17 protein-coding genes are annotated in these 20,604 nt (G+C 35.9%); 7 read left to right on the top strand and 10 right to left on the bottom strand.

Annotation, left to right across the window (positions count from 1 at the left end):
• Positions 1–2: 2 nt before the first annotated feature.
• The 4 genes from Ana3638_RS08325 to Ana3638_RS08310 all read right to left on the bottom strand — a co-directional run bounded on the left by Ana3638_RS08325 (position 3) and on the right by Ana3638_RS08310 (position 3,859).
• A complete protein-coding gene (locus Ana3638_RS08325) occupies positions 3–680 on the bottom strand; it encodes a potassium channel family protein (RefSeq protein ID WP_202621588.1) in 678 nt (225 codons plus the stop codon).
• 53 nt (positions 681–733) lie between these two features.
• Entirely contained in the window at positions 734–2,026 is a 1,293-nt protein-coding gene (locus Ana3638_RS08320) for a TrkH family potassium uptake protein (RefSeq protein ID WP_161837610.1), read from the bottom strand.
• Positions 2,027–2,043: 17 nt separating this feature from the next.
• Positions 2,044–2,742: a DUF47 domain-containing protein gene (locus Ana3638_RS08315; protein ID WP_330587936.1), complete on the bottom strand. Its 699-nt coding sequence runs from the start codon at positions 2,740–2,742 to the stop codon at positions 2,044–2,046.
• Between the two features lie 64 nt (positions 2,743–2,806).
• Positions 2,807–3,859 (bottom strand): inorganic phosphate transporter, encoded by a 1,053-nt coding sequence (locus Ana3638_RS08310; RefSeq protein WP_161837609.1) that lies wholly within the window; start codon positions 3,857–3,859, stop codon positions 2,807–2,809.
• Positions 3,860–4,071: 212 nt separating this feature from the next.
• On the opposite strand from Ana3638_RS08310, the gene Ana3638_RS08305 reads away from it, so the two are divergent.
• Both Ana3638_RS08305 and Ana3638_RS08300 read left to right on the top strand, forming a co-directional pair.
• A complete protein-coding gene (locus Ana3638_RS08305) occupies positions 4,072–5,601 on the top strand; it encodes an ATP-binding protein (protein WP_161837608.1) in 1,530 nt (509 codons plus the stop codon).
• Complete coding sequence (locus Ana3638_RS08300; RefSeq protein WP_161837607.1) at positions 5,598–6,302, top strand: response regulator transcription factor; 705 nt, start codon at positions 5,598–5,600, stop codon at positions 6,300–6,302. Before Ana3638_RS08305 ends, Ana3638_RS08300 begins: the two co-directional genes overlap by 4 nt.
• A 153-nt stretch (positions 6,303–6,455) precedes the next feature.
• On the opposite strand, the gene Ana3638_RS08295 is transcribed toward Ana3638_RS08300, so the two are convergent.
• From Ana3638_RS08295 to Ana3638_RS08285, 3 genes are all read right to left on the bottom strand, one after another.
• On the bottom strand, positions 6,456–7,337 hold the full coding sequence (locus tag Ana3638_RS08295) for a carbohydrate ABC transporter permease (RefSeq protein WP_281352892.1): 882 nt from the start codon (positions 7,335–7,337) through the stop codon (positions 6,456–6,458).
• A complete protein-coding gene (locus tag Ana3638_RS08290) occupies positions 7,338–8,237 on the bottom strand; it encodes a carbohydrate ABC transporter permease (RefSeq protein ID WP_161837606.1) in 900 nt (299 codons plus the stop codon).
• A 158-nt stretch (positions 8,238–8,395) separates the two neighbouring features.
• Positions 8,396–9,835 carry an ABC transporter substrate-binding protein gene (locus Ana3638_RS08285; RefSeq protein WP_161837605.1) on the bottom strand — a complete coding sequence of 480 codons (1,440 nt, stop codon included), beginning with the start codon at positions 9,833–9,835 and terminating at the stop codon, positions 8,396–8,398.
• A gap of 400 nt (positions 9,836–10,235) precedes the next feature.
• On the opposite strand from Ana3638_RS08285, the gene Ana3638_RS08280 reads away from it, so the two are divergent.
• A complete protein-coding gene (locus Ana3638_RS08280) occupies positions 10,236–12,410 on the top strand; it encodes a serine hydrolase domain-containing protein (RefSeq protein WP_161837604.1) in 2,175 nt (724 codons plus the stop codon).
• Positions 12,411–12,913: 503 nt separating this feature from the next.
• On the opposite strand, the gene Ana3638_RS08275 is transcribed toward Ana3638_RS08280, so the two are convergent.
• Positions 12,914–13,516, bottom strand: a complete 603-nt coding sequence (locus Ana3638_RS08275; RefSeq protein ID WP_161837603.1) for a nitroreductase family protein — start codon at positions 13,514–13,516, stop codon at positions 12,914–12,916.
• 541 nt (positions 13,517–14,057) lie between these two features.
• Between Ana3638_RS08275 and Ana3638_RS08270 the strand changes: the two genes are divergently transcribed.
• From Ana3638_RS08270 to Ana3638_RS08260, 3 genes are all read left to right on the top strand, one after another.
• On the top strand, positions 14,058–14,429 hold the full coding sequence (locus Ana3638_RS08270; protein WP_161837602.1) for a demethoxyubiquinone hydroxylase family protein: 372 nt from the start codon (positions 14,058–14,060) through the stop codon (positions 14,427–14,429).
• Between the two features lie 22 nt (positions 14,430–14,451).
• Entirely contained in the window at positions 14,452–15,267 is an 816-nt protein-coding gene (locus tag Ana3638_RS08265; protein ID WP_161837601.1) for a family 1 encapsulin nanocompartment shell protein, read from the top strand.
• An 86-nt stretch (positions 15,268–15,353) separates the two neighbouring features.
• The gene (locus Ana3638_RS08260) at positions 15,354–15,728 is read left to right on the top strand and encodes a desulfoferrodoxin (protein WP_161837600.1); all 375 of its coding nucleotides are present in this window, start codon (positions 15,354–15,356) and stop codon (positions 15,726–15,728) included.
• A 229-nt stretch (positions 15,729–15,957) separates the two neighbouring features.
• Here the strand turns inward: Ana3638_RS08260 and Ana3638_RS08255 are convergent, their stop codons facing one another.
• A complete protein-coding gene (locus tag Ana3638_RS08255; RefSeq protein WP_161837599.1) occupies positions 15,958–16,563 on the bottom strand; it encodes an FMN-dependent NADH-azoreductase in 606 nt (201 codons plus the stop codon).
• A gap of 338 nt (positions 16,564–16,901) precedes the next feature.
• Positions 16,902–17,618, bottom strand: a complete 717-nt coding sequence (locus Ana3638_RS08250) for a DUF975 family protein (protein WP_161837598.1) — start codon at positions 17,616–17,618, stop codon at positions 16,902–16,904.
• Positions 17,619–18,053: 435 nt separating this feature from the next.
• Here Ana3638_RS08250 and Ana3638_RS08245 point away from each other — a divergent pair, with 435 nt between their 5' ends.
• On the top strand, positions 18,054–20,111 hold the full coding sequence (locus Ana3638_RS08245) for a methyl-accepting chemotaxis protein (RefSeq protein ID WP_161837597.1): 2,058 nt from the start codon (positions 18,054–18,056) through the stop codon (positions 20,109–20,111).
• Positions 20,112–20,604: the final 493 nt, after the last annotated feature.

Below are 20,604 nucleotides of genomic sequence, written 5' to 3'. Positions count from 1 at the left end.
TTTTATCGAATTCCTGTTAAAAATTCCTCGAATTTTTTAATATTTACACGTTTACCAACTACTACGATTTTATCATTTACTCTTAATTCAATATCCGGAGTAATATCGGTCGTAGTTTTTCCATCATGCTCCAGTGCTATAATATTAAGGTTGTATTTTTTACGAAGATTCGCCTGCACAACAGTCTGGTCAGCCAGTTTGGAGGTAAGTTTTAATTCTGCTATGGCAATATCACCGGTTAGTTCTATAGAGTCCAGAATACTGGAGGAGATTAACCGGTCAGCAAGCCGGATAGCCATATCACTTTCCGGATAAATTACCTCTGCGCCTATTTTTTCCAATACCATACCTTGCTCATAACTGATTGCTTTGGCGATTACTCTCGGAACACCCATACTTATTACGTTAAGCGTGGTTAAGATGCTTACATCGATTTTCTCACCGATACATACTATTACTGTCTGGCAATTCTGTATACCGGCGTCTTCTAATGTTTCTTTATCCAGAGGACCAACTACAAAAGCATTTTCCGTAATATTCCTGATTTGTTTAATTTTACTTTCATTATTATCTATAACCAATACTTCTTTTCCGGCATCTGCTAAAGTTTTGGCTAAAGCAAAGCCAAAACGTCCAAGTCCGATTATACCGAATTCTATGATTGATTTATGCTGTATCATTATATTCCTCCTGAGAGATATAAAAAAATTCTTATTAATCTTTAATGATATAATTAACCAATTGTTAAGGTTTCTTCTGAATAGGTAACATTAGACATCGCTTTAAAAGACCATATGGTTGCTATGGTCAGCGGCCCCAAACGTCCGACAAACATAGTCAGTATCAAAATCAACTTACTTAGTGAAGATAACTCCGGCGTAATACCTGTTGACAAACCTACCGTACCAAAAGCGGATACCACTTCAAACAGTATCTGTATAAAAGTATAGTCCGGCTCAATGATACTCATTAAAAATGTATCAATGCATACTAAAGTAAGTGCCAAAAAGGCAATAATAAACGCTTTTGTGACTACATCATGAGATATTCTTCTCTTAAAAGCACAACAATGTTTGTTTGTAGCTACACTATATGCACTTCTAAATAAAGTAAACGCTGTAGTGGTTTTAATACCACCACCGGTTGATCCGGGAGATGCACCTATAAACATTAAGATAATAATAACAAAAAGACCGGCATTTGTAAATGACCCAACTGCATAAGTTGCAAATCCGGCTGTTCTGGCCGAAGTACTAAAGAAAAATGCTCCTAACCAGCTAACATCTTCGGTTAATTTTATTATCAATGTACCCGTTATTAACAACGAAATTGTCATAGTTAATACAATCTTGGTGTGCAGACTAAATTTTTTAAAAGAATGTTTATGAATAATTTCCTTGATTACAAAAAATCCAAGTCCACCAAAAATAATCAATCCACATGTCGTCAGATTTAAAAGGACATTATCCACATAACCTACCAAACCTTTAAAACCTCCTAAAACATCAAACCCCGCATTATTAAAAGCAGAAACTGCATGAAACATACTTATGCCAAGGGCAGTCAAAGGCGGATAATCTTTTGAAAAAACAATAAAACTTAATATTACTCCAATGGATTCAAAACACAGGGTTATTAAAAAAATCGATTTAACCAATTTAACTATTCCTTTAATTGAACCCAGATTTAAAGCTTCTTTTACAACTAGCCGGTCTTTAAAGGATACCTTTTTTCTGGCCAATAAGAAAAAGCCTACACCAAAGGAAGCAAATCCAAGTCCTCCGACTTGGATTAAAAGAGCTACCACTATTCTTCCTAAAACATTATAAGTATCCCTGGTATCAACTGTAGATAATCCTGTAACACAAACCGCGCTTGTAGATGTAAATAAAGCATCTATAAAGGATATATTAACACCATCATTTGATGTAAATGGTAACACTAATAAGATTGCTCCTAAAATGATTACCGCTGCAAAACCTAATACAATAAACCTGCCCGGGCTCATTTTTTTAAATACTGCCACTTAAGATCACCAGTCCTTTATGAGTTTTTCATAACAATATTTTCAATATCATTTGCAACGTCTTCACAAGCATCACAGCATTTTTCCAATCTGCGGAAGATTTCTGTCCATACCATCAGCTCGATTGGATCTTTTGTTGTTTTATACAGGTTACGTACACCGCTAATATACAGTGCGTCTCCTTCTTCTTCCAGACGGTTGATTTCTACAACTTCAGAATGCAGCCTTTTGGATTTTTTAAAATTCTGGAATTCAGCTAAAGCAACATCCATGGATTTGCAGCAGTCAACTATCATTTCCGTAAATTTTAATATTTCCGGACGTATAGATTGTACATTAAAAATATCTATACCCATTAACACGTCCTCAATGGCATCCGTTACATCATCAATTTTTTGTGAAAGGCTGGTTATATCTTCTCTCTCGATAGGAGGAAGAAATTCTTTCACTAACCTGTTTAACATATCATGTTTCGCGATATCTGCGGAATGCTCAATATTATGCATTTCACGGATTTTCTCTTCCAATTTCTTTATATCAAATTCACGTAAAGTTTTATTTAATATTTCAGCGGATTTTAATGAAAATTTTGATAAATCAACAAATGCCTCAAAATAATTATAATCTTTTTTACCTTTCATATCTATACCTATTACATACCCCAGCATTACTGGAATACTGCCACATAATAAGCTGAAAGAATCTCTGTGTGGCATTCCTTTCTCTTTTAATATTTTCTTTCAACCAAAATTTAAATATAAAGTTGTAAAAGCTTAATATTTAAAAGATTCTCATAAATATGTAAGCCATTAAAAATCCTACCACTCCGCATCCCGGAAAAGTCAGAATCCAAGCTGCAGCCATTTCCTGAACAACGCTCCAGTTTACCGAACTAACTCTCTTGGATGCACCAACACCCATAATTGCTGTTGTTTTCGTATGAGTTGTACTAACCGGCAGACCGAATACAGATGCCATAAAAAGACTGATTGCTGCGGCTAAATCTGCTCCGAATCCCTGGTAAGTATCCATTTTTACCATACCCATACCTACTGTTTTTATAATACGATAACCACCAATAGATGTTCCAAGTGCCATCACTGCGGAACACAAAACCATTAACCAGATCGGAATCTGGAAATTTGTAACATTGCTTTGGCCATTTGCAAGGAATATACCTAACATAAATACACCCATAAATTTCTGACCGTCCTGTGCTCCGTGCATAAATGCCATAAAAGCTCCGCCGGTTATCTGAGCATATTGAAAAAATGGTCTGGATTTACGCTTGTCCACTCTTTTAAAGAGAGCCCCAATGAAACGAACCGCAAAAAAACCGAGAACAAAACCTAATATGGTTGATAAGAATAAACCATAGATAACTTTTATCCATTCATGGCCGTTAATACCGGAAAAACCTCCCTGCAACGCGATTGCCGCACCGGAAACACCGGCAATTAATGCATGGCTTTCACTGGTAGGTATTCCAAAAGCCCAGGCAGCGGTTGCCCATATTACTATGGCAAATAATGCCGCACAAAGAGCAATCAGGGAATTTTTAGGATCCCCCCCAAAGTCAACCATATTATAAATAGTTTCTGCAACTGTGGCGTTTAAAAGTGTCATAACAAATACACCTAAAAAATTAAATACAGCTGCCATTACGATTGCCTTTTTGGGTCCCATTGACCTGGTGGATACACAAGTTGCTATAGCGTTAGGTGCATCGGTCCAGCCATTTACCAATATTACACCTAATGTTAGTATTACCGTAATAAGCAATGGTGGATTACTTATTAACTGTCCAATAAATTCACTCAAAGAAATTGTCATAATTGTCTCCCTAAGTACTATATTTTTTCATAAACAAATGAATCTTAACATGTATTTTACCAAATATCAATATTATCTTAATTTCTTAACATTTTCTTTATTTAGTATTACTAGGTTTTCTGCTCTATATGTAGTATAATAATAAAATAAGTTTTTCAAGGCAACTGCGAAACGCTTTAATTTTCCGAATTTTATCTTGGAAAGGGATACCAATGGATAAACATAATTACAGGAATGTTTTTAAGAACGGCTTAAAAACATTATTAATTTTTTTTACCGCTGTTATTTCGTCATTCTTTTTAATAAAAATTACTCATAACAGTATAAATTCTGCTGTCATTTACTTTATGGCAATAATTTTGATTACCAAGGTAACGGATGGGTATTTCTGGGGCATTTTCTCTTCCCTCCTGGGTGGTGCCGCCGTCAGTTATTATTTAAATTATCCTTATTTTTTACAATTTAACCGTTATGGCTATCCTCTTACTCTGATAGGCCTGTTAACCATATCTGTCATAATCAGCACTGCAATAACCCATTTGAAAGAATTCGCTAAACGGGCGGAGGAGCAGGAAGCAAAGTCAAACCGGTTAAATGAAATCAATAATAGACTGTTTTCCACAAACGACCTCGCCGGAATTATTGAGCTTGCTTTGGAATACATCGGTGAATTTGCAGGGAGCACCGTAGTATATTATGAAGTATCTCCCCAGTTAGGCAGTAAATGCTATATGAAAAGTTTAAAACCGGAACACGAAAAAATTATCCATTCCCACCACGAAGAGTTTATAGCCGACTGGGTATTCCAAAACAAAAGCCCGGCCGGAATCGGTACTGATTTTCCCGGGGTTTCCAGCTGTACGTATCTACCCCTGCTTTCTCACAATACCATTTGGGGAGTAATGGGCATTTTCCGGACAGGCCAGGAGAAGTTGAAACAGATTAATATTTCTTCACTTAATTTAATTATCAAACAGGTTGCCACTGCTATAGAAAGACAGCATCTGTCCAACAACCAGCAATTAATTCAGATAGAAAACGAAAAGGAAAAAACAAGAGCAAATCTTTTAAGGGCTGTATCCCATGATCTTAGAACGCCGTTAACCGGTATGATCGGCGCCAGTGAAACTATACTGAATAATAAAAGTTTTCTTAGTGAAGAAGAGCAGATTAAGCTAATCGAATATATTTATGAAGATTCCAACTGGCTTCTTCATATGGTTGAAAATCTGTTATCAGTTACACGAATACGGGAGGGTAATTCTTCCGTTAATAAGGTACCCGAGCCGATTGAGGAAGTAATAACAGAGGCTATTATGAGGATACGCAAACGGTTCCCTTATGCCAATATACAGGTGGACATACCGGATGACTTTATTATGGTACCGATGGATGCCACACTAATCGAACAGGTAATTATTAACTTATTGGAAAATGCAATTAAATACTCCGGTTATAATAAACCGGTCACTTTACTGGTTGAAAAAGATGATTATAATATTACATTTCACATAATGGATGAAGGAAAAGGAATATCCGTATCAAAAATAGATTCCATATTTGACGGCTGTTCCCAGACCGAAAACTTAAGCAGTGATTCTTCCAAAGGGCTTGGAATTGGCTTATCCATTTGTAAAACAATCGTCAATGCACATGGAGGTAATATTACTGCGAAAAATAATGATGGGCACGGTGCAGTTTTTACTTTCACCTTGCCGCTGGAAGGGAGTTTAATCGAATGAATCGGAAAGCTATGATTCTGGTTGTGGAAGATGAACCTATCATTTGTAATTTTATTGCAACTACACTGTCTGCAAATGAATATAAAGTAATTGAATGCAGCACCGGGAAAGAAGCTATTTCCCTGATACCCTCCCATTGCCCCGATGTTGTTTTATTGGATCTGGGTCTTCCGGATATGGATGGCCTTGCAGTATTAAAAGAAGTAAGAGAATGGTCCGATATACCGGTTATTGTAGTATCTGCCAGAGGAGATGAAAAATCCAAAGTACAGGCTCTGGATTTGGGAGCTGATGATTATATCACCAAACCTTTTGGTACTTCAGAACTTCTAGCCAGAATCCGTACTGCAATCCGCCATAATAATAAGGGTGGAAACGGAAGTAAATCATCACAAAATACGTTTAAAGCAAAAAGCTTATTTATAGATTTTAATAAATATCTGGTAACCGTAAACGGGGAAGAAGTGCATTTAACCCAGATAGAATATAAACTGGTATCCCTTTTAGCTCATAATCCGGGGAAGGTTCTCACTTATGATTATATTATAACAAAAATATGGGGTCCTTTTGCTCTGAAAGATAATCAGATCTTAAGGGTTAATATGGCTAATATCCGAAGGAAACTGGAAAAAAATCCGGTGGATCCGGAATATATATTCACCGAAATCGGTGTAGGATACCGAATGGTTGAAGATGATTAAACCGGCAGAAACACGCTTTGCGAGTTTCTACGGTTCGCGTGTGCGTTCGAATTATTGCAAGCTTGCTAATTCTCACTTTGCTTTCGCAGAAATAAAAGCCTGTCAGAAACAAATCCATAAATGGAGAGTTTCGGACAGGCTCTTAATATATTCTCACCCTTTAACAGCTCCGGCTGTCATACCATCTATAAAATAACTTTGAAAACACAGGAATAAAATAAAAATAGGAAGTATTGCAAAACAGGAACCCGCAATTAACAGGTCATAATTATTACCATAAGGAGTTAACAGTGTATTTAATCCGATAGGCAGCGTGAATTTATGTGCATCCCGATATACTAACAGCGGCCATAACATACTGTTCCAGGCACCCATACCGCATAAGATAGCCATAGCAGCAAACGCAGGTTTGGTTATAGGAAGCATGATACGTATACAGATACCAAATTCCGTAGCTCCATCGATTCTGCCGGAATCCAGCAGTTCTTTGGGAAGTCCGATCATATACTGACGGAAAAAGAATATGGTGGATGCTCCGCATAATCCTGGCAATATAACACCTGCTGTCGTATTAATCAGTTTCAGGTCAATTATTTCCTGATAAAGAGGAAGCATTAATATCTCAAAAGGAACCATCATGGTAGCTATTACAAGGAAAAACAGCAGGTTTTTTAACTTATAATCATACATGGATAAACCATAGGCTATAAAATAACAGACAATTAAGGTTAATGCTACCGATAATACAGTTAACACCATACTGTTTTTAAACCAGAGAAAATAACTGTGATCCCCGGTAAAAAGATAATTATAGTTATTAAAAGTCATTTCAGCCAGATTGAAATTAATGCTCAAACCATATCGGATTAATTCCTGCCCTGGACGAAAAGAAGCCATTACCGCTGCTACAAAAGGAAATACTACCAAAATACCAAGGGCTGTAAAAAATATCATAATAATAGCAGACGCTATCCTATTTTTAGCTTTCATACCTAATCTATCTTTTTCAAAGGAGTTATTTTTTACTCTTTCCATTTATTTCTCCTCCTTTTTAAAGGTTCCATTCATGATTAATTGAACCACATTAATAGATAATGCAATTACCAGAAGAACCAGACCAACGGCAGAAGCATAACCTAATTGATTTTTTTCAATGCCCCGCCGGTATAGATACCCTACTATGGTTAAACCAATATTATTCGGTGAATTATTTCCGTTCCACAACATAAAGCTTTCCAGAAACATGGCAAGGCCGGCATATACACTGATTGTCAGTACGTAAATAGTAGTAGGTTTTAATAAAGGCATGGTTATGTATATAAATTTCTTAATTCCGTTCGCCCCGTCTATTTCAGCCGCTTCATATAAACCATCATCAATATTCTTAAGTCCTGCCAGAAAATACAGCATATTTACCCCGGTCCATCTCCAACAGGCTATGGTAAGCAGTGCAAAATAACTGGTTACTTTCATTTTTAACCACTTAATGGGTTCAAATCCAAACCAGGAAATAAACTGGTTCATCTGTGAACCTTCCAATTCACTGAACATCAGGCGGAATATGGTACCGGCCACTACTACGGAAGTAAGTGCAGGCAAATACAGCAAAGCCTTATATAACCCTTTCATTTTTACTAATCTGCTGTCCATCAAACAGGCATAAATCATAGGAAACGGTATTAACAATACCAAGGTCCAGATCATATATTCAAAACTGTTTGCTATAGCAATATGAAATGCGGAGTCTTTTAATAATTTAGAATAATTCTTAAGACCAATCCATTCAACCTCACCAGGAAGTATGGATTGAAAACTCATCTTAGCCGTACTAAATAGTGGATATATCCAAAAAAAAGCAAAACTCAAAATAAAAGGAAGAACAAATATATATGGCGCTGCTTTCTGGGAATATAGTATTTTTTTTAGTTTTTTCATGTCCATCCTTCTTTCCATTCATATAGAAACAGGAAGAGGGGTTTGTAAAATACCAGCCTATCCGCCTGTTTTTCACAGGTTGAATCTATGTATTTATACAAATCCCCAAATTCCTTTATATTAATAATTTTTAAATTACTGCATTTAATATCATGATATTAATATTCAATCTCTAATGCTTCCTGTGCCGTCTTTAACTCATCATCTACATTGGCACCGTTTTCAAAGCAGTTATTTAGAATCGTTAAATTAAATTGTTCTGAAATAGCAGGATTTATGGTACCTACTTTTATCTTACCGATCTCATCTTTAATCTCATTAAGTGTATCAAAGGGATTGGTAACAAAGTATGCAATATATTTATTACTTGTATCCTTCGTGATTGTTTCATCCGTCCAGATTGTTGTATTACAGGTATCAAATCCAAGATTTTCCCATATCTTAACATTACCGTCATAGGACAATTTAGCCCAGGCTATGAATTCAGCTGCCAAATCAGCATTCTTAGACTGTAAGGAGACCACCGTACCGGTACCGCCAATACCTACGGAACGAGGCTGGCCTTCTTCAAATACCGGGCAGGGAGCGATTGCCCAGGTGTCTGTCATTTCAGGCATGTAATTTAAAAATCTTGACATGAACCACATTGCTTTCGGGAAAGATACAATATTGCCATCTGCTACATTCGCATATCCCTCTTCCATATCTACCTGACCGCCGGGAGAAACCATGGCAATACCTTCATCCAGCCAGCCTTTCTGCATATTTATCATGTTCTTAATAGATTGAAGTTCGATATTCGGAGCACCGTCTTCTGTGGTGTAATCTTCCCCGTATTCAGCCATTGCGAGCCACAGCCAGTCAGTTCCGCCTGTATCCACGCTGGTCATATATACTTTACCTCCGCTGGCTTCTTTTAACTGCTTTCCAGCTTCTGCATAATCATCCCAGGTCTTTATCTTGGTATAATCTATGCCGTATTGTTCTAAGATTTTTGTATTATAGTACATAACAGTAGCACCTACGTGGGTAGGAACTCCGTAATAATTGCCATCTTTACTGTAAATATCCAGACGAGCCTGTACAATGTCTTTCTTATATGGTTCAATTACATCATTCATCGGGCGGAACTGAACCTCGCCCTGCAGGAAATTAGGAAACTGGCCTATTTCAATATCACATAGATCTGGAGCACCGGAACCGGATTGATTGGCTAACATTAATTTGTTATGCATGTCAGCGTATGGATATGTAGTAAAAGTGATGTTAAGCTGTTTATCGGGATGTTCCTTATTCCATTGTTCCAGCATCTCTGCATAGAAATTGGAATGTAATTCCACAAAAGTCCACATCTCAAGATGTGTTCCATCCTCAGGACCAACTGTTGTAATGGCATCTGCTACTACTTCTCCCTCTGCCGTACTCTCTTCTCCCTCGGCTGTACTCGCCTCTCCCTCGCTTGTTGCTCCCTGTTCCTGTGCTGCAGCCGGATCAGCCGCTTCCGAGTCTGTTGTAGCTGTCTTCTTAGCTCCACATCCGTATAGCGTTGATGCCGTCAGAATGAGACACAGTAACAGACTAAATAATTTTCTTTTCATACTTTTTTCCTCCTTTTTGGTTAAAATTCATATTTAGACTTATCTAAACTTGTTTATAAAAGTTATATATTGTTTAAAAAATATCGAATTATTATACAAACTAATATTTCCATATCACTTCTACGTTGTATATTATTATTATTTTCAAACAATATAAGCTTTCTTTATGGGTAATATTATACAACCCAATTCTTTCCTTTGTCAATATTAGTTTATATTTTTTTAAATTATTTTTGTTTTTTATTTGTTTGTAAAATATTCTTTAGTGTACTATAATATTTTAACAACCGGAAAACTTCCTCTGATATTAGATTAAAGTTTGATTAAGTTAATTGATTCCTATCATAGTTATGCTATAATACAATGGTAAATAAAGGAATAATTACAGGAGGATAATGAAATGGTAAGAAAATTAGTAAAGACCGGCCTCTCCGTCGTGTTGGCACTAACAATTACGTTAATGCCGAATACTTATGTATCCGCAAAAGCAACGGATCTCATGCCTAAAAGCCAAAGTAGTACAACTTTGACTTTCCTTTCACAACCAGTTAAAGCAGCTTTGAGTCAGGATACAGCTGATCCTGCTCCGAGTGATGACATTACATCAATAAAAAAACTGGCAGAAGATAAAGCTGCTACTTTAACTACTCTATATGGAGCAACCAGTGTACAATATGCCTTGCTGGAAGACGGTAAGATTACAGTATCCGGTCATTCCGGAGTCTATAGTAAAAATTCCAATACACCCCTGACGGATACCAATATGTATGGTATCGGTTCCATCAGTAAAATGTTCACAACTGTTGCAGTAATGCAATTAGTAGAGGATGGTAAGGTTAATCTGGATACACCGGTTACGGACTACATACCTGAATTCACCATGGCCGATTCCCGTTATAAGGATATTACCGTAAGAATGTTATTAAACCATTCTTCAGGGTTAATGGGAAGTTCCCTTGGAAGCGCAGTATTATTTAATGATAAGGATAATACAGCTTATAAAAATTTATTGAATTCATTAAAAACTTCCAGACTGAAGGCTGATCCCGGTGAATTTTCCGTTTATTGCAACGATGGTTTTACCCTGGCAGAAATTTTAGTGGAAAAAGTATCCGGAGAGAGCTTTACGAATTATATGAAAGAAAATATTTCTGATTCTCTCGATCTATATAACACCAAAACGCCACAGGATACTTTTGATCAGGATCGGTTAGCAAAAACTTATCTACAAGGTTCAAATATGACTTTACCAACAGAGACCCTGAATATGATCGGAGCAGGCGGCATGTACTCATCTGCCGGTAACTTATGCCAATTTGCCAGGATATTTATGAATGATTCCAATTCTTCCGTACTTGATAATTCTTCTGCAAAATCTATGGAAAATAAGGAATATTTAAATGGCTTGTGGTCTGAAGATAAGTCTTCCATAATAAACTACGGTCTTGGCTGGGACAGCGTAACAACCTACCCCTTTGAAAAATACGGTATTAAAGCTTTATCAAAAGGCGGTGACACATTATTTTATCATGGTAATCTGACCGTTTTACCGGAGAAAAATATGGCAGTTGCCGTATTATCTTCCGGAGGGTCCAGTATGTATAACCAGGTTATGGCTCAGGAAATCCTCTTAGCAGCTTTAAAAGCAAAAGGTGACATTGATGAAATCATCCCTGATGTAACATATACGAAACCGGTGAAGTCAGAGATGCCGGAAAATCTAAGACAATACGCCGGAATATATGGAAGTTACGGCGGTACTTATAAGGTAACAATCAGTAATGACGGTATCTTAACTTTTAACACTCTTACAACACCTGCTGTCCCCGCTCAGAAGTTTATTTATACCGGTGACGGAAAATTCTATTACAGTGACGGCAGTGCTTATATCAGTTTCGAAAAAGGAAAGAATGACATTACTTATCTGAATGTCTCCGGATATGTGGCACTGCCAGGATTAGGGCAGACCGTAACGGACGGTTATCAGGCACAGAAATTTACGGATAATCCAATATCACAGGAAGTAAAATCAGCTTGGGAGAAAAGAAACGGGAAATACTATTTCCTTGTTAACGAAAAATATGATTCCGAATATTATGCTATTGGTTCCATGTATAGCAAGATCAGCCTGTTAAATGATTTGGAGGGTTATTGTCTTTATGCTAAAATTACAGACAGCAATACTGCTAGAGCAGTTTTACAGATACCAGGTGTTTTCGGCAGAGATTTAAGTGATTTTGTCTTTTATCAGGATAATGGTACCGAATACCTGAAAGCGGAAAGCAGCATATTATTATCGGAAGATGAGATTAAAACTTTGCCGGCTTCTGCATTTAAAGCGGACATAACCGGTAACGGATATGCTAAATGGTATAAAATCGGTACAAAATCTGCCAATAAAAAACTTAAGGTTACACTCCCTAAAAATGCCTCTTTCAGTGTATATGATACTAATAATTCCTGTATAATAGATTCCTATATTACTAAAAAGGATACGGTAACCTTACCTGAAAAAGGATATATTGTGTTCGCGGGAGATGTAAACACCAGTTTTACCATTAACTATATTAAATAAATCTATCAAAATAGCGTGTGATTATTATCCAACAAAAGACACGTTCTCACTCGGTTGCCGCACATAGCGGTACATAAGGTCATGGCAGATAAGTGATTCTGCCACAACCTAAGTACCGATGGCGGCAAACGGTCTCTTAATGGATTAATAATCACACGCTAGTCTTTTATAAATCTATGTGATAAACATTCAAGATTTCTGAGGCGCCGTCCTACTTTTTCGACAACAAAATAAATCCCAAACTTCGAAAAGTAAGGGATTTATGGTAAAATATATGTTTCTCTTAGAAGGTGTCAATGCTCCTGATCATGCGACCTTTGCAAGATTTCGAAGCATTCATTTTGCACCTTGTTCAAAGCGTAGACAAAAGGAAGCTGCCGCCTCACGATTTTTCAATCGTTAAAGCGACAGCCCCTAGCGCCGATGCACTTTTGCTTCTGTGACAATCATCCAAAGGATATCTTCCGTTTGGGTGCTCCTGTATATCCTGTCCGGAAGACTTTTTATTTATATATCTTAATTCTGGCATCAAGATCGGAAATTTCTTTCTCACCAGGTTCTCCCAAAGGTTTACCAAACGGCATCTGAGCCACAAGCTTCCAATTCTCAGGAATATTCCATTCCTTTTGCACTGCCTGGTCAATCAACGGATTATAATGCTGCAGGGAAGCACCGAGCCCTTCTGCCTCTAAAGCTGCCCAGATTACATATTGGTGCATTGCGCTGGTATGCTCGGACCATACAGGGAAATTATCTTTATATAATGGGAAATTATCCATCAAACCTTTTACAACATTCTGATCTTCAAAGAAAAGAATGGTTCCATAGCCCGAAGCCAAGCCGTTATTAACTTTTGCCTTCGTACCCTCAAATTGTTCTTCCGAAGTTAATTTCTTTAATTCCTCGAGAGTAAAATCCCATAACTTTCTGTTATTTTCATCAAATAATACAACAACTCTTGTACTCTGAGAATTAAAAGCAGATGGTGTATATTTAACAGCATCTTTTACTATTTGCTCAATGCGGTCTTCACTTACAACTTTTTCATTACTAAAGCCATATATACTTCTTCTGCCTTTTACAGTTTCCCAAAATGATTTTGACATAATGATTACCTCCTTTTAAGTTCATCCTATCTAATTATCCAACTATATAACATATCATTTTCTTCAGGAATTATAACCTGAAAGAAAGCGGATTACTTATAGCTATCTATTTTGATTGTATACAATATATAGAATTTATTAGATAATATCATGACTTTGTTTGTTGTTCAAGTACTAATTATTTTTATACATACTAAACAATCATATATTTAGTATCAAATTTATACTAGCTTCCAAAGTCCTCCAAGGCTGTCTTTCCCTCCATCCCACTCAACGTTTATGCTGCATATATGTTCATTTTGTGAATAAAACATGAGCTATTGAAGTACAATCCTATTGTGAATGACCAGTTGCTCTACAGGGATGATTTAAAAAGAGCATCCTCAAAAAGGAACTAGTCATAAATCTAATATCGTGGAATACTATTAAAAGAAAAATAAAAATTATTTTATTATTTTCTTTAATTTGGTATTGCAATTTATAAATTTTGGATATATAATAATAACAGTAATAATTACTATTATTGAGGAGGTAAAGTAAAATGCCAGCTTTTGGAAACCCTTTTCAGGGTAATGTTGAAAGAAAAATGTCAAAAGAAGAACTGATACAAGCAATTCGCCTTGACATTGCAGGAGAGTTAGAAGCTATTTATCTATATGATGCACACGTTCAGGCTACGGATGAGGAGATTGCAAAAAAAGTGATAGCAGATATCAGAGATGAAGAAAAAGCTCATGTAGGCGAATTAATGACTCTGCTTAAGATCCTGGATCCTACCGAAGCAGAGATGTTTGTATCCGGGGAAACTGAAGTTAAAGAGATGTTAGAAGATTTAGGTATCACCAGTCAGGATTCCGGACAGGCAGCAACAACCTCAAATCTTAATACCGTTGGTAGTTTATTAAAGAAATAAAAAGTCCAGGAGGTGTATATACATGAGCTATTTATCAAGAGAAAACTCTAACTTACCGGATGAATTGTGGAACCAAATTGATTCCCATGTTATAGATACCGCACGTAATGTTTTAGTATCCAGGAGATTTTTGCATATCTTCGGTCCCCTTGGGATAGGTACAACAAGTATTCCTGTCGATGACTCAGATAATTTGGATGAAGTCATAGAAGAAGGATTTATAACCACCAAAGGGCGAAAATATGTTGAAATTCCTACCATTTATGAGGATTTTACTCTTCTGTCAAAGGATTTGGAAAACAGTCAGAAGTTAGGATATCCCATTGATTTATCTAAAGCGGCATATGCTGCAGAGGTTTGTTCCAAAAAGGAAGACCAATTTATCTTTTTTGGAAATGAATCTTATGGATATGAGGGTCTATTTACAGCTTCCGGTATAAATAAACTTAAAAAAAGCGATTGGTCAACCGGTGAAAATGCATTTTCCGATATTGCCTCTGCATTGGAGCTATTTTCCATAAAAGGTGTTTATGGAACTTATGCTTTAATACTAAGCCCGGATCTTTATATGCAATTACAGAGAATCCAACCCGGAACCGGTTTATTGGAAATTGAACGCATTAATAAATTATTAAAGGGCAATGTATTTTTCTCATCGGTGTTAGGTAACAATAAAGCCGTTATCCTTTGCCCCGAAGCAAGAAATATGGACCTTGTAATTGGTCAGGATTTAACTTGCGCTTATCTGGAGCAAAAAGATTTAAACCACAGTTTCCGCGTTATGGAAAGTATTCTATTAAGAATAAAACGCAAACAGGCAATCATTGTTTTTGACTAATTGGAAGTTTTTATATTATAATTAATAACCTAGATAACATTTTAAAATAAATAAAAAATAATATAATTTAAAAGGAGAATTTTAATATGGCAGATGTAAATTTTTTTCGTTGTAAACATTGTGGAAATATGGTGGCATTAATTAAGAACGGCGGTGGTACACTCTCCTGCTGCGGAGATGAAATGACTAAGCTGGAAGCAAATACTTCCGACGGAGCAAAAGAAAAACATGTTCCGGTAGTAACAAAAGAAGATGGCAAAATAAAAGTAACTGTTGGTTCTGTTCTTCATCCATCCCTTCCGGAACATTACATTGAATGGATTGCTTTAGTAACTGAAGATGCGGTTCAGTTAAAATATCTGGAACCCGGCATGGAACCCAAAGCTGAATTTGAGGAAGTAAAATCCGGAACTGTTTATGAGTACTGTAATTTACACGGACTTTGGAAAGCTGATTTTTAATCTATAAACGTCCTCCTACTGTAATTGTTTTAATTAAATAAAGATGGGGTTTTGTAAAATAGTATTTTCTATTATGCAAAACCCCATTATTGTCAAAGTTCTTTTCTATTATTCTGGTAATTCATACATAACGTTATTCTATTGCTTCTGTTTATTGCTTCATTCTATTCCTTCATTCAAACAATAAAAAAAGACTCAGAACCTTTAACAGGTTGAATCTTTTTTTAACTTAAAATTCCAGTGCTTCTTTAAGAGCCTTCTGAATCGCAATATTTACAATGCCCTCAACGTCTTCACCGACTACATCTAATTTTTCTGCTGCTATGGTAGTAAAATCCACTATACCAAAAAATCCGAAAAGAATTCTTAAATATCTGTCACCCATTTCATAACCGGCTGCTTGTCCCTCCGTATATGCACCGCCTCTTGCAACAATATGAATTGCTTTTTTTCCCTGGCATAAACCAACGGGTCCTTCTGCGGTATATTTAAAAGTAATTCCGGATACGGAAATATAATCAATATATGCTTTTAAGATGGCGGGTACACCTAAATTCCATAGAGGAGCGGCAATAACTATTTTATCAGCCTCCATAAACTGATATGCATATTTTAAAATAGGATGATTCCTGCTGTCATCAGATTTAGGTCCAAAAACTGTATTAATATCTTTTTCCGTAAGAAACTGAATATTTTCTTTGTATAAGTCCAGCGTTATAATTTCATCCCCTTGGTGATTTTCGTTATAGGCTTTTATAAAGGCATCGGATATTTTAAAAGTTCTCGAAGTACCCTCCGGTTTGGCATTTGCTTTAATATACAGTACTTTGCTCATTTTACTCCTTTCGTTTTTCCGTGATAGATAGATGATTACATGGTATATAATATTACATACTTGTTTCCCATTACCTATTCTGTGATAAAAAATAACATTTGAAAGATACAAAAACTTTATTTCTTTCATAGAATTCACTTTTTTTCTCATGTCTATGTATCAATTTTAATAAAAAATATATACCGCTGCTAAAAATATTTTTTTCGCCTTAAAATAATTGCATTATAAAGTTGAAAAAAGAACCAAAACCTGCTTTGAACCGCTCTCCGTCTACCACAAGGAGAGCATACCATGGTTTGGTTCTTTTTCTCATCTTTTTTATACAGGATGGAATGATATTAACCTATCCTGTCATCCTGTCTGTCATTTCTTTCCGAAGTTATATTTTTACCGGAAACATCATCATAAAAAGCTGCATAGGCTGCACTTACATATGGGTTTAACCACAGAAAACCAATACCCAGTGTAAATGCACTCAATATAATCCAGCCAATAAAACTTAAACCCAGGCAGAAAAACCGCCATTTATTTCCGTACATCATTATTTTCGATTGTTTTATTGCTTCATTTATACCCAGTGATGGGTTTTCTTCCAATATATATGGAGTCATTGCATAACTGATGGAAGCAATGATTCCGGGAATAATTAACAACAAAGACCAGAGAATGGTATATATAGCTACTAATAGCTGCATACCAAAAGCTTTCCAGAATATATCGAACTTAGTAAACAGATCTGCAAACCTTGGCTCTGTACCGTGAACCAGGTTCAAATTAAACCGGCAATAACCTAATTGGATCACACCGCCTAATAAAAAAATAATGATTAAATAAATACCGATAAACGTAAAAAATATAGAAAAAAACGAGGTACTTATTATTCCAAAATTGGAATCTGCATAACGTTCCATATCATTATATCGAAAGCTTGTGGAACTGCCTAAATTAGCACCTGCTCCCAGTAATCCTGCTACAAATCCGGTTCCTACTGCCAGTCCCCACTTTCCTTTTAACGCTCTTCTTGCAATACTTCGAAAGTCTTCTGCATATAACATGCGATCCCTCCTATTAATATTTTACATTGTTTCTATCATAATAAGTTATGCTGTACCTGATGATAAGATGCAATCAGTATTAACCCTGTATTTTATTGTATATATAAGATTATGTCCTATTTATATTTACATAATAACGATTGCAAATTTCGACATTATCTGATATAATCATAACAAAATACAGTAAAATAAATAGTTTAAAGCATACAGAAAAATTTAATTTACCGTACCCTGATAAACGGAAGAAATACGCTTTGCGAGTTTCTTCGGTTCGCGGGCACGTTCGAATTATTGCAAGCAAGCTTGCCAATTCTCACTTTGCTTTCGCGGAAACAAAGATAGTTATTCAAAGCATTTGCTGTGAATAACTATTTTTTGCATAAAAGTATTTCCAAGCAAGGAATTTAATGACTGAAAAAGCAGGAGGAGATTACCATGAAAAAAACAAATGAAAAAAAAGCAGCAGAAAAAAGGACGGTAAATCAAAGTATGAAATTGAAACTGGTATTAACATTTCTATCCATGAACATTATTACTCTGTTAGCAATCATTCTGGTTATCGGTTTCATGTCATACGGAATAATTTCATCAGAAAACAATCAAAAATTAATCAATATTTCTGAGAAAAATTCCAACGAAATCGATGGCTGGTTATCAATTCAGGGTCAGATAGTATATGAAATTGCAGATAGTATTACATCCCAGAAAGAATTAGATAAGGAACAAATATTACTATATCTTGAGACAAAAACAAAATCAAATCCCTACACTTCAGATGTATATTTTGGTTTTGCCGACAAGAGCTTTTTAGATGGCTCTGGCTGGCAGCCGCCGGCCGATTACGATTGTACGACCAGAGCATGGTTTCAAAACGCTAAAGAAAAAGGTGATTTATATTACGGTTCACCCTCCTTTGATATGACAACCGAACAAATGGTTACTGTAATATCAAAACCGATTATTATTGATGGTAATTTTATCGGTGTTATAGGTATGGATGTTAAATTGGGAACACTAAATGAGATAGTCCAAAAATCCGTTTCCACCAAAAACAGCTATGCTTTTATGGTGGATGAACAGGATAATATAATGATTCATCAAAATGATGATTTTATGCCAAAAGAAGATAAAATAAGCAATTTAAATGATGTTTTACACTTAGCAAGTAAAGATGTAATACAAAATATAGAAAATAATAATCAATTGGCTACATTAAAGGATTATGATGGTAATATGCGGCATTTCGTTATGACCAACATAAAATCAACAAACTGGAAATTTGGTTTGGCAATATCCGATGCAGAGTACATAAAGCCGGTAAAGGACCTGTTGACAGCACTTATTATTTGTTCTCTTATTACTATCTTAATCGTAGCGGTAATTGCTGTTTTTGTAGGAGACAAAAATTCCAAACCGATTATTTCTCTTACTGCAGCTATTAAGAAACAGGCTGATCTGGATTTCAGCAGGGACAGTGAAGCTGACTTTATGAAATATGGAAAACGGAAAGATGAAATAGGGATTATAACCAACTCCTTGATAACCATGGAAGAAAATGTAAGACAGCTTCTGATAAGTGCTGCTGATAATGCAAACCAGGTTTCTGCAACGGCTGAGGAACTGTCGTCAACAGCAAAGCAATCAGCCATAGCATCACAAGAAGTAGCCCAGACCATTAATCAGATCGCAGTTGGTGCAACTGAGCAGGCAGAAAATACGGAAGAAAGTTCCCAAGGTCTGTTGGAATTAGGAAACCTGATTGATACGGATAAAACTCATATAGCAAACCTTACAAAAGAAACCAATCACGTTAACGAATTGGTTCAAGACGGTCTGGCAGCGGTAAAAACCTTGTCCCTTAATACCAAAACCAATGGAGAAGCAGTATCAGTTGCTTACCAAAGCATTCTTAAAACCAGTGAGAGTTCTGAAAAAATAAGTGAAGCAAGTGATTTTATTACCTCCGTTGCCGAACAGACGAATCTGCTGGCATTAAATGCAGCGATTGAGGCAGCCAGAGCAGGAGAAAATGGCAGGGGGTTTGCTGTAGTTGCAGAAGAAATCAGAAGATTGGCTGAGCAATCCACCGATTCAACCAAAATCATTAATGAAATTGTACATTCCTTAAAGGAAGCCGCTGCTACTGCTGTTACAAAAATGGAAGAAGCAGATGCCCTAGTAAAAGAGCAGACGGTTAGCGTAGGCGTAACGGAAACGAATTTCAATGATATCGCATTAGCAATGACCAATGCAAAAGAGGCTGTAAATGTTCTGAATCAATCCAGCAGCCGAATGAAAGATAGAAAAGATGAAATATTCGATCTGATCCAAAATCTATCTGCATCTGCAGAAGAAAATGCGGCTGCTACAGAAGAAGCTTCTGCCGCTATGGAAGAGGAATATGCATCCAGTGAAGAAATTGCAAATGCCAGCGAGAATTTAACCAAGATAACTTCCGAATTACAAATGTTAATTAATCGATTTAGGATATAATACATAAAATACAAGAATTTAGGATAAATTTATCTATAATTTATACGGATATAATGAATCCAATATTATTTGACCTGTAAAATTCATCTTCATTTGAAACTTATTACATATAACTGAATAACCTATAATACACCGAAAGGAAACAATTATATTACCGGCTTAATTTTTCCTTTCGGTGTATTTTGTTTACTTCGTTATTAGTTTTTATATTTTCTATAATACAAATTAGTAATTGAACATATTTCTTTTTGACTCTCCAATAAAACTATCTCTTCTGCCGTTAGCCTGAATTTATAACATCCTGATTCCAGTTCAAACAGTTTTACTTAAGTGGTTCCTCAAAAAAGCCGATTATTGGTTCTCGGATCATACAACTTTTTCTTATATAATTTAATTACAAATCAACATAATCAATGATTGCGAACTATATAGTTTAGATACAATCTGTTGTTTTGAATTTATCTATATAAATTAAATAATAAGGAGGAATTAG

This window comes from Anaerocolumna sedimenticola, from assembly GCF_009931695.1.
Classification (GTDB): Bacteria; Bacillota; Clostridia; order Lachnospirales; family Lachnospiraceae; genus Anaerocolumna; species Anaerocolumna sedimenticola.
This window is presented reverse-complemented; position numbering and strand designations above follow the sequence as displayed.

Coding starts and splice junctions, on each gene's coding strand:
- Ana3638_RS08325 (WP_202621588.1), bottom strand. CDS start 680: ATGATACAGCATAAATCAATCATAGAATTCGGTATAATCGGACTTGGA.
- Ana3638_RS08315 (WP_330587936.1), bottom strand. CDS start 2,742: ATGCCACACAGAGATTCTTTCAGCTTATTATGTGGCAGTATTCCAGTA.
- Ana3638_RS08310 (WP_161837609.1), bottom strand. CDS start 3,859: ATGACAATTTCTTTGAGTGAATTTATTGGACAGTTAATAAGTAATCCA.
- Ana3638_RS08305 (WP_161837608.1), top strand. CDS start 4,072: ATGGATAAACATAATTACAGGAATGTTTTTAAGAACGGCTTAAAAACA.
- Ana3638_RS08300 (WP_161837607.1), top strand. CDS start 5,598: ATGAATCGGAAAGCTATGATTCTGGTTGTGGAAGATGAACCTATCATT.
- Ana3638_RS08295 (WP_281352892.1), bottom strand. CDS start 7,337: ATGGAAAGAGTAAAAAATAACTCCTTTGAAAAAGATAGATTAGGTATG.
- Ana3638_RS08290 (WP_161837606.1), bottom strand. CDS start 8,237: ATGAAAAAACTAAAAAAAATACTATATTCCCAGAAAGCAGCGCCATAT.
- Ana3638_RS08285 (WP_161837605.1), bottom strand. CDS start 9,835: ATGAAAAGAAAATTATTTAGTCTGTTACTGTGTCTCATTCTGACGGCA.
- Ana3638_RS08280 (WP_161837604.1), top strand. CDS start 10,236: ATGGTAAGAAAATTAGTAAAGACCGGCCTCTCCGTCGTGTTGGCACTA.
- Ana3638_RS08275 (WP_161837603.1), bottom strand. CDS start 13,516: ATGTCAAAATCATTTTGGGAAACTGTAAAAGGCAGAAGAAGTATATAT.
- Ana3638_RS08270 (WP_161837602.1), top strand. CDS start 14,058: ATGCCAGCTTTTGGAAACCCTTTTCAGGGTAATGTTGAAAGAAAAATG.
- Ana3638_RS08265 (WP_161837601.1), top strand. CDS start 14,452: ATGAGCTATTTATCAAGAGAAAACTCTAACTTACCGGATGAATTGTGG.
- Ana3638_RS08260 (WP_161837600.1), top strand. CDS start 15,354: ATGGCAGATGTAAATTTTTTTCGTTGTAAACATTGTGGAAATATGGTG.
- Ana3638_RS08255 (WP_161837599.1), bottom strand. CDS start 16,563: ATGAGCAAAGTACTGTATATTAAAGCAAATGCCAAACCGGAGGGTACT.
- Ana3638_RS08250 (WP_161837598.1), bottom strand. CDS start 17,618: ATGTTATATGCAGAAGACTTTCGAAGTATTGCAAGAAGAGCGTTAAAA.
- Ana3638_RS08245 (WP_161837597.1), top strand. CDS start 18,054: ATGAAAAAAACAAATGAAAAAAAAGCAGCAGAAAAAAGGACGGTAAAT.